The organism is Armatimonadota bacterium (assembly GCA_017993055.1).
Taxonomy (GTDB): Bacteria; Armatimonadota; UBA5829; order DTJY01; family DTJY01; genus JAGONM01.
The window spans coordinates 14,554-30,050 of sequence record JAGONM010000040.1; the positions used below are offsets into that span (position 1 = coordinate 14,554).

The 15,497-nt window shown below is 60.8% G+C and carries 11 protein-coding genes and 1 tRNA gene; 1 reads left to right on the forward strand and 11 read right to left on the reverse strand.

Features of this window, described 5'->3' with window-relative positions:
* Window positions 1-6: 6 nt before the first annotated feature.
* From KBC96_13110 to pyrR, 9 genes are all read right to left on the reverse strand, one after another.
* Complete coding sequence (locus tag KBC96_13110) at window positions 7-918, reverse strand: dihydroorotate dehydrogenase (protein ID MBP6965333.1); 912 nt, start codon at window positions 916-918, stop codon at window positions 7-9.
* Entirely contained in the window at window positions 911-1,774 is an 864-nt protein-coding gene (locus KBC96_13115; GenBank protein ID MBP6965334.1) for a dihydroorotate dehydrogenase electron transfer subunit, read from the reverse strand. Before KBC96_13115 ends, KBC96_13110 begins: the two co-directional genes overlap by 8 nt.
* On the reverse strand, window positions 1,731-5,057 hold the full coding sequence (carB, locus tag KBC96_13120) for a carbamoyl-phosphate synthase large subunit (protein ID MBP6965335.1): 3,327 nt from the start codon (window positions 5,055-5,057) through the stop codon (window positions 1,731-1,733). Before carB (KBC96_13120) ends, KBC96_13115 begins: the two co-directional genes overlap by 44 nt.
* A 118-nt stretch (window positions 5,058-5,175) precedes the next feature.
* Entirely contained in the window at window positions 5,176-8,388 is a 3,213-nt protein-coding gene (carB, locus tag KBC96_13125; GenBank protein MBP6965336.1) for a carbamoyl-phosphate synthase large subunit, read from the reverse strand.
* 40 nt (window positions 8,389-8,428) lie between these two features.
* Window positions 8,429-9,538, reverse strand: coding sequence for a glutamine-hydrolyzing carbamoyl-phosphate synthase small subunit (gene carA / locus KBC96_13130; GenBank protein ID MBP6965337.1), 1,110 nt, complete (start codon window positions 9,536-9,538; stop codon window positions 8,429-8,431).
* The gene (locus tag KBC96_13135) at window positions 9,535-10,521 is read right to left on the reverse strand and encodes a Gfo/Idh/MocA family oxidoreductase (GenBank protein MBP6965338.1); all 987 of its coding nucleotides are present in this window, start codon (window positions 10,519-10,521) and stop codon (window positions 9,535-9,537) included. Before KBC96_13135 ends, carA begins: the two co-directional genes overlap by 4 nt.
* A 41-nt stretch (window positions 10,522-10,562) precedes the next feature.
* Window positions 10,563-11,822, reverse strand: a complete 1,260-nt coding sequence (locus KBC96_13140) for a dihydroorotase (protein MBP6965339.1) — start codon at window positions 11,820-11,822, stop codon at window positions 10,563-10,565.
* Window positions 11,812-12,819, reverse strand: coding sequence for an aspartate carbamoyltransferase catalytic subunit (locus tag KBC96_13145; protein ID MBP6965340.1), 1,008 nt, complete (start codon window positions 12,817-12,819; stop codon window positions 11,812-11,814). The genes KBC96_13140 and KBC96_13145 overlap by 11 nt, the downstream gene beginning before the upstream one ends.
* Window positions 12,820-12,833: 14 nt before the next feature.
* On the reverse strand, window positions 12,834-13,379 hold the full coding sequence (pyrR, locus tag KBC96_13150) for a bifunctional pyr operon transcriptional regulator/uracil phosphoribosyltransferase PyrR (GenBank protein MBP6965341.1): 546 nt from the start codon (window positions 13,377-13,379) through the stop codon (window positions 12,834-12,836).
* A gap of 462 nt (window positions 13,380-13,841) precedes the next feature.
* Between pyrR and KBC96_13155 the strand changes: the two genes are divergently transcribed.
* Entirely contained in the window at window positions 13,842-14,684 is an 843-nt protein-coding gene (locus tag KBC96_13155) for a hypothetical protein (GenBank protein MBP6965342.1), read from the forward strand.
* Between the two features lie 107 nt (window positions 14,685-14,791).
* Here the strand turns inward: KBC96_13155 and KBC96_13160 are convergent, their stop codons facing one another.
* Together KBC96_13160 and KBC96_13165 are read right to left on the reverse strand one after the other, a co-directional pair.
* Window positions 14,792-15,160 carry a DUF2007 domain-containing protein gene (locus tag KBC96_13160; GenBank protein ID MBP6965343.1) on the reverse strand — a complete coding sequence of 123 codons (369 nt, stop codon included), beginning with the start codon at window positions 15,158-15,160 and terminating at the stop codon, window positions 14,792-14,794.
* Between the two features lie 76 nt (window positions 15,161-15,236).
* Window positions 15,237-15,313: transfer RNA gene (locus tag KBC96_13165), tRNA-Met, on the reverse strand.
* Window positions 15,314-15,497 lie beyond the last annotated feature (184 nt).

Genomic DNA, 15,497 nt, shown 5'->3' on the forward strand with positions numbered 1-15,497 from the left:
TGTGATCTAGACCCTCACTGCTCCGACGATCTCGCTTATGCTGTCGAACCCGTGGCAGTCGAGGTACAATTCGAGTCCGTCAATGATCTCGGCCGCAGTGTTCGGATTCACGAAGTTCGCCGTCCCGATCTGGACGGCATCCGCACCAGCCAGCAGGAACTCCAGCGCATCGTCCGCAGTCATTATACCACCAATGCCGATCACCGGCACTTCGACGGCCTGCGCGACCTGCCAGACCATCCGAAGCGCGACCGGCTTGATAGCCGGGCCGGAGAGCCCGCCAGTGATGTTCGCCAGCCTGAACTTCCGAGTCTCGGCGTCGATCGAGGTCCCGAGCAGCGTATTGATGAGCGAGAGGGCGTCCGCGCCGCAGTCAATGCAGACCTTCGCCATAAGCACGATATCGGTCACGTTCGGCGAGAGCTTCGGGATCAGAGGAAGCTTCGTCGCCTTCCGGACCGCGCTGATCACCGTATCGAGCGATCTGCAGTCCGTGCCGAACGCGATACCACCCTCCTTGACGTTCGGGCACGAGACATTGATCTCCAAGCCGTCGACGCCCTCGACATCGTCCAGCCGGCGCGCGACCTCGGCATATTCATCGACCGTCTTTCCCACGACGTTGACGATCACCGCAGTGTCGAACTGCCCCAGCCATGGGAGCTTGTCGTTGAGCAGGCTCTCGATGCCGTCATTCTGGAGGCCGATGGCGTTCAACATTCCGGCGGGGGCCTCGGCGATGCGGTCCGGCGGGTTTCCAGGCCACGGATCAATGGATGTGCCCTTGGTCACGACAGCACCAAGCCGGTTGAGGTCGATGAGGCCCAGATACTCCTTGCCGTAGCCGAAGGTCCCGGACGCGACCATGACGGGGTTCTTCAGCTCTATGCCGGCGATTGTGGTCGCGAGCTTACTCATCCCAGATCACCTCTCCGGCATCTAAGACCGGGCCTTCGTGGCACGAGCGGACATACTTGAACGAGTCGCCGTCGCGGACCTTGATCACGCAGCTCAGGCACGCGCCGACTCCGCAGGCCATCTTCGCTTCGACGGAGACCTGGCATGGGATATCCTGGTCCACTGCGATCCTCGAAACGGCTTTGAGCATCGGCATCGGCCCGCAGGCGTAGATCATAGAGGGCCTGGCTTTGTCAGCCGACTGCAGGTGCTGTACGAGCAGATCGGTCACAAATCCCTTATCACCGCATGAGCCATCGTCCGTTGAGATGCAGTAGCGATCCTGGCCGTCCTGGCAGAAATGATAGAACTCATCGAAGCAGACATGCCTGTCAGCCGTGGCCGCCCCCATCATGAAGGTCATGCACTCCGGGCAGAACTTCTCTTCGATGGCCAAGCCCAGGAAGTAGAGGGGCGCGGCGCCACAACCGCCGCCCACGAGCAGGACGGGGGCATCCACCGACTCGGGCAGAGTGAAACCATTCCCAAGCGGTCCAAGAACGTCCAGTACCTCTCCGACATTCCGCCGGGCGAGCAGGGCCGTTCCCCTGCCCCTGATCTCATAGACGATCGAAACCTGGCCGGACTCGCGGTCGGCGTAGTGAATGCTGAACGGTCTGCGAAGGAGCGGATCATGGCTGTCACCACATAGCACATGCGCGAACTGCCCGGGAACCGCCAGAGACGCAATCTCAGGCGCGTCGAGAACGAGTTGTCGGCTGTGCTGGCCGATCTCGTCGTGCTCGACGATCCGGCACTTCCGCTGCAGGATGTTAGTGCTCTGCCCGCAGGTATTGGTCAATGGTGAGGCAGTCAAACGTCTGTCCTTCCTTCTTCGACGCCAGCGCGAGAAGGAGCGCCTTCGCAGTGTCGAGCGACGTCAGGCACGGTATGCCGTGCTCGACCGACGCCCGCCGGATCATCGCACCCTCAATCTCGATCTTCTTGTCCCTGGATATCGTGTTGATCAGCAGGTCGATTTCCCCACTGCGCACCAGGTCCAGCAAGTTCGGCGACCCCTCACCTATCTTTTTCACCTCGTTCGCCTCGCAGCCCTTCTCGTTCAGGAACTCGGCCGTGCCGGCGGTAGCGTAGATCTCGAAGCCGAGCCGCGCGAATCGGCGGATTATCGGCAGCGCCTCGGCCTTGTCCTGATCGGCTATTGTGGCGATCAACGAACCCTGGCTCGGGACGTCGACGCCGCTTGCGACGAGCGCCTTGTAGAGCGCGCTGTAGAAGCTGCCGTTGACGCCCATGACCTCGCCGGTCGACTTCATCTCCGGGCCGAGACCGATATCCACTTGCACGAGCTTCGCGAACGAGAAGACCGGCGCCTTGACAGCGATGTTCTTCCGGTCGGGGTAGAGCCCGCCCTCGTAGCCCTGATTCTTGAGGGTGTCGCCGAGCATCAGGCGAGTAGCGACGTTGATCATCGGGATGCCCGTGACCTTCGAGAGGTACGGCACGGTGCGACTGGATCGAGGGTTGACCTCCAGGATGTAGGCCGTGTCGTTCTCGATGACGTACTGTATGTTCATGACGCCCTTGACCTCGAGCGCCCTGGACAGCGCGATCGCATGGCGCACCATCTGGTCGACGACGCTCTTGCTCAGCGACTGAGGTGGGTAGACCGCCATGCTGTCACCGGAATGGACACCCGCCCGCTCGATGTGCTCCATGATACCCGGGAGCAGGCAGTCGACACCGTCTGAGATGACGTCAACCTCAGCCTCTCTTCCGAGTATGTACTTGTCCACGAGTATCGGAGCTCTCGGCGATACTTCGACTACATACTCCATGTAGTTGCGCAGGTCCTCGGTGCTGTTGATGATCTCCATCGCGCGGCCGCCCAGAACATATGACGGGCGAACGAGGACAGGGTAGCCGATATCTTCGGCGACCCTGATGGCGTCCTCTGCCGTGGTGACCGCTCGGCCCGCAGGCTTCGGGATGTCGAGCTTGCGGAGCAGAACCTCAAACCTGTCTCTGTCTTCGGCCTCATCGATCGAGTCGCACGACGTGCCAAGAATCTTGACTCCCGCATCATGGAGCGGCTTGGCGAGATTGATCGCCGTCTGGCCGCCGAACTGGACGATGACACCCTCCGGCCGCTCAATGTCTATGATGTTGAGCACGTCCTCGGGGGTCAGCGGCTCGAAGTAGAGCTTATCCGAAGTATCGAAGTCGGTGCTGACGGTCTCAGGGTTGTTGTTGATGATGATCGACTCGTAGCCCGCCTGTCTGAGCGCCCAGACGGAGTGCACGCTACAGTAGTCGAATTCGATCCCCTGCCCTATCCGGATCGGCCCGGAGCCGATGACGATGGCTTTCTTGCGGGATTCGGGGTTACGGCTTACGTACTCCAAGTCCTGGCTACTGACGCCTGACTCGTATGGAACGAAGTGCTCGGCCTCGTCTTCGTCCTCATAGGTGGAGTAGAAATACGGGGTCTGGGCTTCGAACTCGGCGGCGCAGGTGTCTACCATCTTGTAGGTCGGCACGATTCCAAGCGCCTTGCGGAACTCGCGGATCTTGTCCTCGTCCGTGCCCGACAACTCAGCGATCACCCTGTCGGGGAAGCCGAGTTCCTTGGCTTCCTTGAGCAGCTTGACCGTCCGATTCTGCTTCATCCTCGAAACGCCGGGACTCTCCGCAAGCTCGCGGAGATCGGCGCCGGCATCCCGGATTCTGGATTCAGTATCGACCAGCCTCTTGATGCCGTGGAGGAACCATGAGTCAATCGCCGAGAGGTCGACGATCTCCTCGATCATCCATCCTCGCCGGAATGCCTCTGCGATCACGAACAGGCGCTCGTCGTTCGGATTGGCGATCTTCTCCTCGATCTCCATCGGAGTCCAGGCGTTGGCATTCTTGTGCCGCAATCCGTAGATGCCGACTTCCATCGAGCGGACCGCCTTCATGAGCGCCGACTCGAAGCTGCGATCGATCGACATGACCTCGCCGGTCGCCTTCATCTGAGTGCCGATCGTGCGGTCGGCGACCTTGAACTTGTCGAACGGCCAGCGCGGGATCTTGATGACGCAGTAGTCGAGCGCCGGCTCAAAGCACGCCAGCGTCTTCTTCGTGACGGCATTCGGGATCTCATCAAGCGTAAGGCCGACCGCGATCTTGGCGGAGACCCGGGCAATCGGGTATCCGGTGGCCTTGGACGCCAGCGCCGAGGAGCGGCTGACCCTGGGGTTCACCTCGATGACGTAATAGTCGAAGCTGTTCGGATCGAGAGCAAGTTGGACGTTGCAGCCGCCCTCGATTCCGAGCGCGCGGATGATCTTTAGGGAGGCGGTCCGGAGCATCTGGTACTCTTTGTCCGAGAGCGTCTGGCTCGGCGCGATGACGATCGAATCGCCGGTGTGGACGCCCATCGGGTCGAAGTTCTCCATGTTGCAGATGGTGATGCAGTTGTCCGCGCCGTCGCGCATCACCTCGTACTCGATTTCCTTCCAGCCGAGAAGGCACAACTCGACCAGGATCTGGTGACGCATCGAGAGCTTCAAGCCACGGACGCCAATCTCCATCAACTCGTGCTCGTCATGCGCGATTCCACCCCCTGTGCCGCCAAGCGTATATGCCGGGCGCACGATCAGCGGGTATAGCCCAATCGCCGCGACCTCCTTGAGCTGCTCCTCGGTCTCGATGATCCAGCTCTCGGGCACGGGCTCGCCGATGTCGTTCATGAGTGTGCGGAAGAACTCACGGTCCTCCGCCTTCTGTATGGCGGAGAGCGGAGTGCCGAGCATCTCGACGCCGTAGCGTTCGAGCACGCCGCTGGTCGCAAGTTCGGTCGCCAGGTTGAGGCCGGTCTGACCTCCGAGGGTCGGCAGCAGCCCGTCCGGGCGCTCCTGCTCGATTACGCGACTGGCGAACTCGACGTTGAGCGGTTCGATGTAGACCTTGTCGGCGATCTCGGTGTCGGTCATGATCGTCGCCGGGTTGGAGTTGATCAGGACGACCTCGATTCCCTCCTCTCGCAGAGCCCGGCAGGCCTGTGTGCCGGCGTAGTCGAACTCCGCGGCCTGACCGATGATGATCGGCCCCGAACCGATGACCATTACCTTCCTGATGTCCTTGCGTCGCGGCATATTGCTCCTGTTGTCCTTGACCTGCGCTGTGCAACATTGCGAATGACCCAGGGCAATCGACTCTGACCGCGTTTCCTGGTTCTACCTCATGCACGCCTTCACGGCCCATTCCAGACCATCAGTCGCCCGATGATACTCTGATGTCCCGATGGTACTCCTGTAGGGACCTTACGCTGCCGGTCTGTTCGCGGGCAGCCTGTATTCCCTGGGCGGCTGCGGCCGCTGCCGCCGCCGTCGTGACGTAGGGCACTCTGTGCTTGATCGCGGCCTTGCGCAGGTAGCTGTCGTCCGTGACGCTCTCTTTGCCGGCAGGCGTGTTGATCAGCAGTTGAATCTCCCCGTTGCTGAGGGCATCGGCGATGTTTGGGCGACCCTCGTACATCTTCTTGATCGGCGCAGCGGTGATGCCGTTTTCCGCCAACAACCTGGCCGTTCCCGCGGTCGCCAAGATCTGGAAGCCCATGTCCGCCAGTTTGCGGATCGTCGGAACGATGGCCTGCTTGTCATGCCCGGCCACAGTCACCAGGACGGTTCCCTCCGTGGGCAGACTGAGCCCGGCTGCCGTCTGTGACTTGTAGAACGCGAGACCGAAGTTGTCTGCGATGCCGATGACCTCTCCGGTCGAGCGCATCTCAGGTCCGAGAAGCGGATCGACCTCCGGGAACATACTGAACGGAAAGACCGACTCTTTGACGCCGAAGTGCGGATACTCCCTGCCGTTTAGATTGAGTTCGCTCAGTCTCGCGCCCAGCATGACATTGGTGGCAATACGCGCCATTGAGACGCCGGTCACCTTCGAAACCAGCGGAACAGTGCGAGATGCGCGAGGATTGGCTTCCAGCACGTACACTACGTCGTTCGCGATAGCATACTGCATGTTCATCAGCCCGACGACGCCAAGCTCGACGGCTATCCGCCGGGTATACTCGACGATCGTGTCGAGGTGCTTCTGCGGGATCGTCACCGGCGGGATAGCACAGGCGCTGTCACCGGAATGGATTCCTGCCAGTTCGATATGCTCCATTATCGACGGCACGAACGCTTCCTGACCGTCGGAGATGGCGTCCGCCTCGGCCTCGATGGCGTTGTCGAGGAACTTATCGATCAGAATCGGCCTCTCGGGCGATATCTCGACCGCCGCGTTGACGTATCTTGTCAGCATCTCCTCGTCATAGACCACCTCCATGCCGCGGCCGCCCAGCACGTAGGACGGACGAACCATCAATGGGTAGCCGATCCGTGCCGCGACCTTCAGCGCCTCATCGAGTGTGCTGGCCATGCCGTGCTCCGGCATCGGTATGCCGATCTCTTTCATCATCTCGGCAAAGCGCTCTCGATCCTCCGCAAGGTCTATACTCCTGGGGGAGGTGCCCAGTATTTTCACGCCGCATTCCTCGAGTTCGGCCGCAATGTTCAGCGGAGTCTGGCCGCCGAACTGCACGATGACCCCCTCCGGTTGCTCTTTCCTATAGATGCTCAGCACGTCTTCGACGGTCAGCGGTTCGAAGTAGAGCTTGTCCGAAGTGTCGTAGTCGGTGGAAACCGTTTCGGGATTGCAGTTGACCATGATTGACTCGAGACCCAGGTCTCTCAGCGCAAAGGCCGCATGAACGCACGTGTAGTCAAACTCTATGCCCTGACCGATGCGGTTCGGGCCGCCGCCGAGGATCATGATCTTCTTGTTGGGCGAGACCGACACGCTGTCGGTCGCGTTGTAGGTCGAGAAATAGTAGGCGGCATCCGCCCCGCTGACCGGTACTGCTTCCCATGCTTCCTCGACGCCGAGTCTAGCTCTCCCCGAGCGAATGCTCTCTTCTGGCACCTCAAGAATCTGCGCCAGGTACTTGTCCGCGAACCCATCCTTCTTCGCCTGGATCAGGAGTGCGTCGGGCAACTCCCGACCCTTGTACTCGAGAATCTGCTCCTCCAGTTCGACAAGTTCTTTCATCTGCTGGATGAACCATCTGCCGATGTAGGTAATCTGGTGAAGTTCCTCCACGGAGACGCCTTTGCGCAATGCCTCGTACATGATGAACTGGCGCTCCGAAGACGGCTCAGCAAGGAATTTCCGGAGCTCTTCGACCGGGAGCTGGTTGAAGTTCCTCGCGAAGCCCAGTCCGTATCTCTTGATCTCCAGCGACCGGATCGACTTCTGGAACGCTTCCTTGTAGTTCTTGCCGATGCTCATGACCTCGCCGACGGCGCGCATCTGGGTGCCGAGCTTGTCTATCGAGCCGGGGAACTTCTCGAACGCCCATCGCGCGAACTTGACGACGACGTAGTCTCCCGATGGTGTGTACTTCTCGAGCGTGCCATCACGCCAGTAGGGGATTTCGTCCAGCGTCATACCTGCGGCCAGCTTCGATGAGATCAGGGCGATCGGAAATCCGGTCGCTTTCGAAGCGAGCGCGGACGACCGGGACGTACGAGGGTTGATCTCGATGACTACGATCCTGTCGGTTTTCGGATCATGGGCAAACTGGACGTTTGTGCCGCCTATCACGCCGATGGACTCGACGATCCGGTAGGAGATGTCCTGCAGCCGCTTCTGAAGGCCCGTCGGCACGGTCAGCATCGGAGCGACGCAGTAGCTGTCTCCCGTGTGAACGCCCATGGCATCGACATTTTCGATGAAGCAGACGGTGATCATCTGGTTCTTTGAGTCACGCACGACTTCGAGTTCCAGCTCTTCCCAGCCGAGAACCGACTCCTCGATCAGTATCTGGCCGACCAGGCTGGCCGCGATCCCCCTGGCGGCGATGATTCGGAGTTCCTCGACGTTCCAGCAGAAACCACCACCGGTACCGCCGAGGGTGTAGGCGGGTCTGACGACTACTGGATATCCGATCTCCTGGGCGATCTTCTCAGCCTCCTGGACGCTCAGGGCGGGTTGACTGATCGGCATCTCGACGCCAATCGCATTCATCGTATCCTTGAACGCAATTCGATCCTCGCCTCGCTCAATGGCGTCAGCCTGCACGCCGATGACCTTGACCCCGTACTTGTCCAGGATGCCCTTCTTGTAGAGATCGGCGGTCAGGTTCAGGCCGGTCTGCCCACCCAGGTTCGGCAGAACCGCGTCTGGCCGCTCCTTGGCGATCACCTTCTCCAGGCTCTCGACCGTGAGTGGTTCGAGGTAGGTGGAATCCGCCATGCCCGGATCGGTCATGATGGTGGCCGGATTGGAGTTCACCAGCACAATCTGGTAGCCGGCCTCTCTGAGTGCCTTGCACGCCTGTGTACCCGAGTAGTCAAACTCGCACGCCTGACCGATCACGATCGGACCGGAACCGATTACCAAGACCTTGTGAATGTCGTTTCGTCGTGCCATGCGGCCTCAATGCCCCCTTGACTTCCTTGTTGTGCGGCTACTATGCTCCCACTATCTCTAGAAACTGGTTGAAGAGATACCCGCTGTCCCGTGGACCCGGAGATGCTTCCGGGTGGTACTGCACGGAGAAGATCGGAAGTTCCTTGTGCCGCAGTCCCTCCACAGTACCGTCGTTCAGATTGACATGAGCCACTTCCGCCCCAGAGCCCTTCAGACCGTCGGGGTCAACGGCGTAACCGTGGTTCTGGGAGGTGATGTACACCCGGCCTGTCACCAGATCTTGTACTGGATGGTTGCCGCCGCGGTGGCCGAACTTAAGCTTGAAGGTCTCGCTTCCAAACGCGCGGCCCAGAAGCTGATGGCCGAGACATATCCCCATGATCGGCTTCCTGCCGATGCACTTCCTGACGTTCTGAAGCGCATAGTCGAGCCTGGCCGGGTCACCAGGTCCCGGCGAAAAGACGATACCGTCGGGATCGGTATCCAAGATCTCTTCGGCCGGACAGTCGCAGGGGTAGACGGTGACCTTCAATCCGCGCGACGCCAAGCTGCGCATTATGTTGTACTTGACGCCGAAATCCACCAGCGCGACGTGCCGCCGATCCGACTCCCCGACAGCGGATTCGCCGTCGTCGAGAGTCTGGCCCTGCCAGACGTACGGCTTGTCTACGGAAACCTTGCGGACGAAGTCCATCAGCCCGTAGTCCGTCGAACCTTCGATAGTCTTGAGGAGTTCCGCTGGCGTCGCTTCGGTCGAGATCGCACCAGTCATCACGCCTCGCACCCTCAGGTGCTTCGTAAGCATCCTGGTGTCAACACCCCTGATGCCGACGACACCGTGTCCGACCAGGAACTCGTCGAGCGAACCGACCTTCCGCCAGTTGCTCGGATGATCGCAGAGATGCTTGATGACAAACCCGGCGACCTGGACGCCGCGCGACTCGAAGTCTTGCGGCGCGACTCCGTAGCTGCCGATGAGCGGGTACGTCATCGTGAGAAGTTGCCCGGCGAATGAAGGATCGGTCAGCATCTCCTGGTAGCCGGTCATGCAGGTGCTGAATACCGCCTCGCCGAGCGTCGTGCCACTCGCGCCCAGAGACTCCCCTTCGAATGTCGTGCCGTCCGACAGGACGAGTATTGACTTCTTCACTTGACCTTCTCCGTCTTGCCTGTCCGGTCGGATTCGATCGCCGCCTCCATGACCGCCACCGCGGCCCGACCCTCCCGGCCTCCGGTTTCCGGCCGACTGCCGGTGACGATGCACGCGGCGAACTCCCGGTACTCATCCATGATAAGGTCAATCCTCTCGCACGGGATATCTGTAGCGTCCCCCTCGACATCGCAGAGCCTGAGGTGCGACTTCAGGCAATCCACCTCCATGAACCCGTCTGTGCCGTAGATGCAGGTCTCAGTCTTCGGAGGTGACACGTACGTGTCGCCGATAGAACCGAGCGAGCCTTCTTCGAAGCGGATGATGACCTGCGTGATCTCAGGGATCTCGGCGGAGAGGCACTTCTTTGAGAACATCGCGTTTACCTCAACCGCCGGGCCGACCAGATAGTGCATATTGTCTATCTGATGGATCCCGAGAAGGTTCAGCGGGCCGCCCGGGCAGGTCTCGTTGTACCATCGCCACTGGCCCTCCTCGACGCTCCAGCCTCCCCGGTGCGACTGATGACCTTCGATCATGACGACGTCCCCGATTCTGCCCTCATCAAGAAACTGCCGGGCCTTGCGAACAGCCGGCACGCGGCGCAGACAGTGGCCGACCTGCAGGATCACACCTGCGTCTTCGCACGCCTTCATGATCGTGTCGCACTCCGCCAGCGTGTTAGCCAGCGGCTTCTCGATAAAAACGTGCTTCCCGTGCTCCGCAACGCCGATCACCAGGGGCATGTGGATATGATTAGGCACTACCAAGAGCACACCCTCGACATCCGAGCACTCGAGGACTTCATCCCAAGAGCCGGCGGGCGGGACCGGCATCTCGCCCCTGCGCTGCTCGACGACATCGGGACTGGCGTCGAACCAAGTGATGAGGTCCAGCACATCGGCAGCGTTCTTGACGGCCGCGACACCTCTGTCACCGCCCCATCCGCCCAGCCCGACCAGCGCTACTCTTGCTTTTCTCAAACCGCTACCTCTCTCTTCGTTGAGACCCCCGGCCGTTGGAGCTACTGGTGCGCTATCTTCCCGCCGACGACGGTCATTACGGGAAGACCGGTGAGCATCCGTCCGCCGAGCGGCGTGTTCTTAGACCGTGATCTGAACTTCGCGGGCTCGACAATCCATTCAGCGTCGAGATCGAGCACCGTTACATCAGCCGGTGCGCCGACCGCCAGGGAGCCGCCCTCGACTCCGAGCACCCGCGCCGGACCGAGCGACATCTTTTGCACTACCTCGGCGAGCGTGAGCGTCCCGGTCTTCACCAGTTCCGTGACCGTCAGACCGACTGCTGTCTCCAGGCCGACCATGCCGTTCAGCGCGGCGGCATACTCGGTCTCCTTCTCCTCTACGGCGTGCGGGGCGTGATCAGTGGCGATCACGTCGATCGTGTCGTCGGCCAGCCCGGCCTTGATCGCGGCCACATCGTCCGCCGTTCGAAGCGGCGGGTTGATCTTCGTGTTGGTGTCGTATCCAATCACGGTCTCTTCGGTCAGGCTGAAATACTGCGGACATGTCTCGCAGGTCACCTTGACGCCCTGGTCCTTTGCCTCGCGAATCAATTCGACCGAGGCCTTCGTGCTGACGTGCTGGATGTGCAGCCTGCAGCCGGTTAGCCGCGCGAGCACAATGTTTCGGGCGACCATGACCTCCTCTGCCTCGGCCGGAATGCCCCTGAGGCCGAGGATGGTGGATGTCAGTCCCTCGTTCATGAAGCCCTCGCCGCTGAGCGATGTGTCCTCGCAGTGGGTCACGACCGGCACGTCGAGCATCGCACAGTAGTCCATGACTCGGCGCATGACGATCGACTGCTGGATCGGGAACGCGTCGTCGGAGAACGCGACCGCCCCACCCTGCTGCATATCACCCATCTCGGCCATCTCCTCACCCTTGTTACCCTTGGTCAGCGCGCCCATCGGATAGACGCGTGCGAGACCGACCTCGTCGGCCCGTCCGAGGATTGACTCGATCACCGAGCGGTTGTCGGCCGCGGGGTTCGTGTTCGGCATGCAGGCGACTGCGGTGAATCCTCCGGCAACGGCGGCCCTGGCGCCGGACTCGATATCTTCCTTGTATTCGAACCCCGGTTCGCGGAAGTGTACGTGCATGTCGATCAGGCCCGGCAGCACGAACTTGCCCGAGACGTCGATGATCTGGTCTGCGGTTTTGATCTGACCTATCCGCGCGATACGACCGTCCTCGATGAGCAGATCCGCGACCTGGTCCATGCCCTGAGCGGGATCCACGATTCTTCCACCCCTAAGCAACATCGGCGGAGCCTCCTCCCATCAGAAGATACAGCAGCGCCATCCGAACCGCAACCCCGTTGGTCACCTGTGTCTCGACCATCGAGACATTCGAATCGGCCACGTCCGGCATGATCTCGATGCCCCGGTTCATCGGCCCCGGGTGCATCACTATCGTGTCGTCCTTCGCGCCCTTCAGGCGGTCCTTCGTAATGCCGAAAAACCTGGAGTACTCGCGGATGCTCGGGAAGAGCCCTGTCTGCATCCTCTCGAGCTGAATGCGCAGGACGTTCACGACATCGGCGTCCCTAATGCCATCCTCGACGTTCGTGTAGACCTCAACAGGAAGCTTCTCGACCTCCGGCGGCATGAGAGTCCTGGGGCCGACGAGACGCACCTTCGCGCCCATGTGAGTCAGGCCCCACAAGTTCGACCTTGCCACCCTGCTGTGCAGGATGTCGCCAACGATGGCAACTGTAATCCCCTCGAGCCGACCCTTGGCCTCGAGAATCGTGAGCATGTCGAGCAGCCCTTGAGTGGGATGCTCATGCATGCCGTCGCCGGCATTGATGACCGATTCAGGGACGAGGCTCGCGGCGAAATGCGGCGCGCCGGAAGCCCCATGCCGAATGACGAAGACATCAGGCTTCATCGCGCGGAGCGTCAGAATCGTGTCCTTGAACGACTCACCCTTGGCGACACTGCTCGATGCGACCGCGATGCTCGACGTGTCCGCGCTCAGTATCTTGGCCGCAATCTCGAAAGAGGTCCTGGTCCGCGTGCTGGCCTCATAGAACAAGGTGATTATGGACCGACCCCGGAGCGTCGGCACCTTCTTGATCCGGCGACCCAGGACGCTCTTGAACGAGGTCGCCGTCTGAAGGATCAGCTCGATCTCGTCGGAGGTCATATCCTGCAGATCGAGGATGTCCTTGCGCTTCAGGCGCCTGCCGGCAACGTCGGGCGCGTCAATCGCCCCGGTGCCGTCGGCGGATTCGACAGTCTGATCCAAGCTCGTCATCCTGTACCTCCTCGCTACTTGAGGATGCAGACACGGTCCTCGCCCTCGATCTCAGTGAGTTGGACGTCAACCATCTCGGAGCGGGACGTAGGAATGTTCTTACCGACATAGTCCGGCCGTATGGGAAGCTCCCTGTGGCCTCGGTCAATGAGCACAGCAAGTTGGATGGCGGCCGGCCTACCCATGTCCACGAGCGCATCGAGAGCGGATCGGACGGTTCGCCCGGTGTAGATGACCTCGTCCACGAGGACAATCACCCGTCCGCCGACCTCAAACGGGATTTCCGTCGTGCCGACCTCGGGCTGTCTTGTGGCGATGTCGTCGCGATAGAGAGTGATGTCGAGCACACCGACCGGCACCTTGGCCCCCTCGATGGTGCCTATGAGTTCGGCGAGCCGGTAAGCTAGAGGCGCGCCTTTGCGTCGGACTCCGACGATTCCCAGTTTCTCGGCGCCCTTGTTGCGCTCGATAATCTCGTGCGCGATGCGGGTGAGCGCGCGGCGCATATCCGCTGCGTCCATCACCTGCCCGCCCTGACCGTTTGTTGAGTTCTCAGCCATGCGCATCGGCCTCCTGAGACACAAAAACGCCCCCCCGCCGAGTGCGGCAAGGAGGCGTGATCTGCCCGATGTAAGCGTGAGTATAACACGCACCCTTGTCGGCCTCGCAGGACCAACTTAAAGGCGTTCCGTCAAGTTTGACTCACTATACCAGAGCGGCCTCGGGCTGTCAAGACCCATTTTTCGCGCTACGGATCACGACTGTGAACGGAGACGCCACTCTGACCGATGCGAAGAATGGCAACCATGCGAGAAGATTCTCGGCGACCTTCAGTCCATGTCCTTTGCGACCTTCGGGCGGGTGCGGCTCCAACCATCAAAAAAATCTTGAGGCCAATTCAGGCTGGTATCGCGTGAATGGCACGATTCTTGCACTTGAGGATAAGTGAAGCTTGTCTTGACTTAAGTGCAATCCGCGCCAAGCGCGTGGAAATCGAGAACACGGAAAGGACAGGAAGCAACATGAGAGTAATGGCTGGGCTTGTTCTTCTTCTATGTATAATGGCGGCCTTCGCCCTGCCGGGTACTGCCATCGCGAAACCCGCCGGAGACGGCGCGTTCCTGATCGAGTCCGTGGACAGCGTTGCGGAGTTAGTGAATCAGGTGGAGGAGAGTCGGCTGCTGGTGCTGCGCTATGCCAAGCATTATCGGGTTGACCCTTCGGCGGTCCTATCATACTTCCGAAACGAGCTCTCCATAGCTAAGATCGAGGAGACCCAGGATCTCGGTGTCTATCGGCGGAAAGGCAATTCCGAGGTCGAGGTTGTCACAAAGACATTCAAGGCCGGCACGAGGGTGTTCGTCAACAGCAAGGGCATGCCGGTTCTGGAGATGGGCACGGGCAACCCGATGTCGGATTCCGTGTCGGGCGTGCCCAAACTGCCGTCGAAGCCCGAGACATTGGCACAGACCGACCCGGCCGCGGCGGCGCAGACACCGGCTGAGGCTGCGGCCGTCCAGACGCCTGTTTCGACTGAACTGCCGACCACGGTGCCCGGAAGCACGACGTCACCTCTGGCGGACCAAGTGGCTGCGGCGGTGACGACCGAGCCCGAGACTGCGGTTCTGGCAAGCGGACCGATTGAGACGGTCGCCAAGGTCGCGTCGAGAGGCGGGACGGGGATTGCCGGATGGCTTCTCCCTGCGGCTGGAATCGCCGGAGCGGCGATACTGGCCGGCGGCGGGAGCGGTTCGCCCGATGGAGGCCTGCCTGATCCCATTCCCGAGCCGGGCGGCATACTGGCCCTGAGCACCGGAATGATCTCTCTTGCCGCGTTCGCATACCGGCGAAAGAGCGCGAGATAACGACTGAGTCCGACACCTACACCTCCGAAAAAGGGGAAATGGAGAACGGCGAGGCGACGGCCTCCCACTCTCCATTTCCCCCTTTTGACGTGCGTCCGGTATGGACCCTACGGCGCATCCCCATCGTCCGCGATGTGAGCGCCCTCTCCCAGAGCTTCCTCCAACGCCTTCATCGCCTCATCCGCTCTCGATTCGGGCACGAGCAGTTCCTCCTGGCCGAGGGGACCGACCGTGAACGGGTCCACTGCTTTGACGATGTCCGATCTCTCCCAAGTCGGAATGCCCGCATCCTCCAGAACGCCCTTCGCGATCTTCGCTTCCATCTCGTCCTTGTACCTGAAGACGGGAACGAACGGCTCGTCCGAGAACTGCTCGACCTGCTCCGGCTCCAGTTCCGGGACGAGTTCCACATCGCAGTCAATACAGCGCGTAACGCCCTCGACATACTCTGCTCTGCAATTTGGGCAGAAAGGCATATCGGCTCCTCCTATCGGAAGATGTGGGACCTGCTGACGTCGGTGAAGATAAGGCCCGCGTGAACGGGCCTGTGAATGGTAGCGGAGGGCGGACTCGAACCGCCGACGCCACGGGTATGAGCCGTGTGCTCTAACCAACTGAGCTACTCCGCCGCAGCGAGTCACATTCTACCACCGATTCGCGCGCCGGTCAATAGTCGGTCAGTCGAGCCGTCTGGGTTTACCATACATATGTGACACTTGGGGTTGCGGGAGAAGGACGCTCTCTGGTATGGGTATTGTTGACCGACAAACCGACCAAGGAGGTCCCTATCCCGCATGCCTAGTTTACGACAAA

Bases quoted from the DNA above. Each gene is read 5' to 3' on its own strand.
- KBC96_13110 (MBP6965333.1), bottom strand. From the start codon at position 918: ATGAGTAAGCTCGCGACCACAATCGCCGGCATAGAGCTGAAGAACCCC.
- carB (MBP6965335.1), bottom strand. From the start codon at position 5,057: ATGCCGCGACGCAAGGACATCAGGAAGGTAATGGTCATCGGTTCGGGG.
- carB (MBP6965336.1), bottom strand. From the start codon at position 8,388: ATGGCACGACGAAACGACATTCACAAGGTCTTGGTAATCGGTTCCGGT.
- KBC96_13140 (MBP6965339.1), bottom strand. From the start codon at position 11,822: ATGTTGCTTAGGGGTGGAAGAATCGTGGATCCCGCTCAGGGCATGGAC.
- KBC96_13145 (MBP6965340.1), bottom strand. From the start codon at position 12,819: ATGACGAGCTTGGATCAGACTGTCGAATCCGCCGACGGCACCGGGGCG.
- pyrR (MBP6965341.1), bottom strand. From the start codon at position 13,379: ATGGCTGAGAACTCAACAAACGGTCAGGGCGGGCAGGTGATGGACGCA.
- KBC96_13155 (MBP6965342.1), top strand. From the start codon at position 13,842: ATGAGAGTAATGGCTGGGCTTGTTCTTCTTCTATGTATAATGGCGGCC.
- KBC96_13160 (MBP6965343.1), bottom strand. From the start codon at position 15,160: ATGCCTTTCTGCCCAAATTGCAGAGCAGAGTATGTCGAGGGCGTTACG.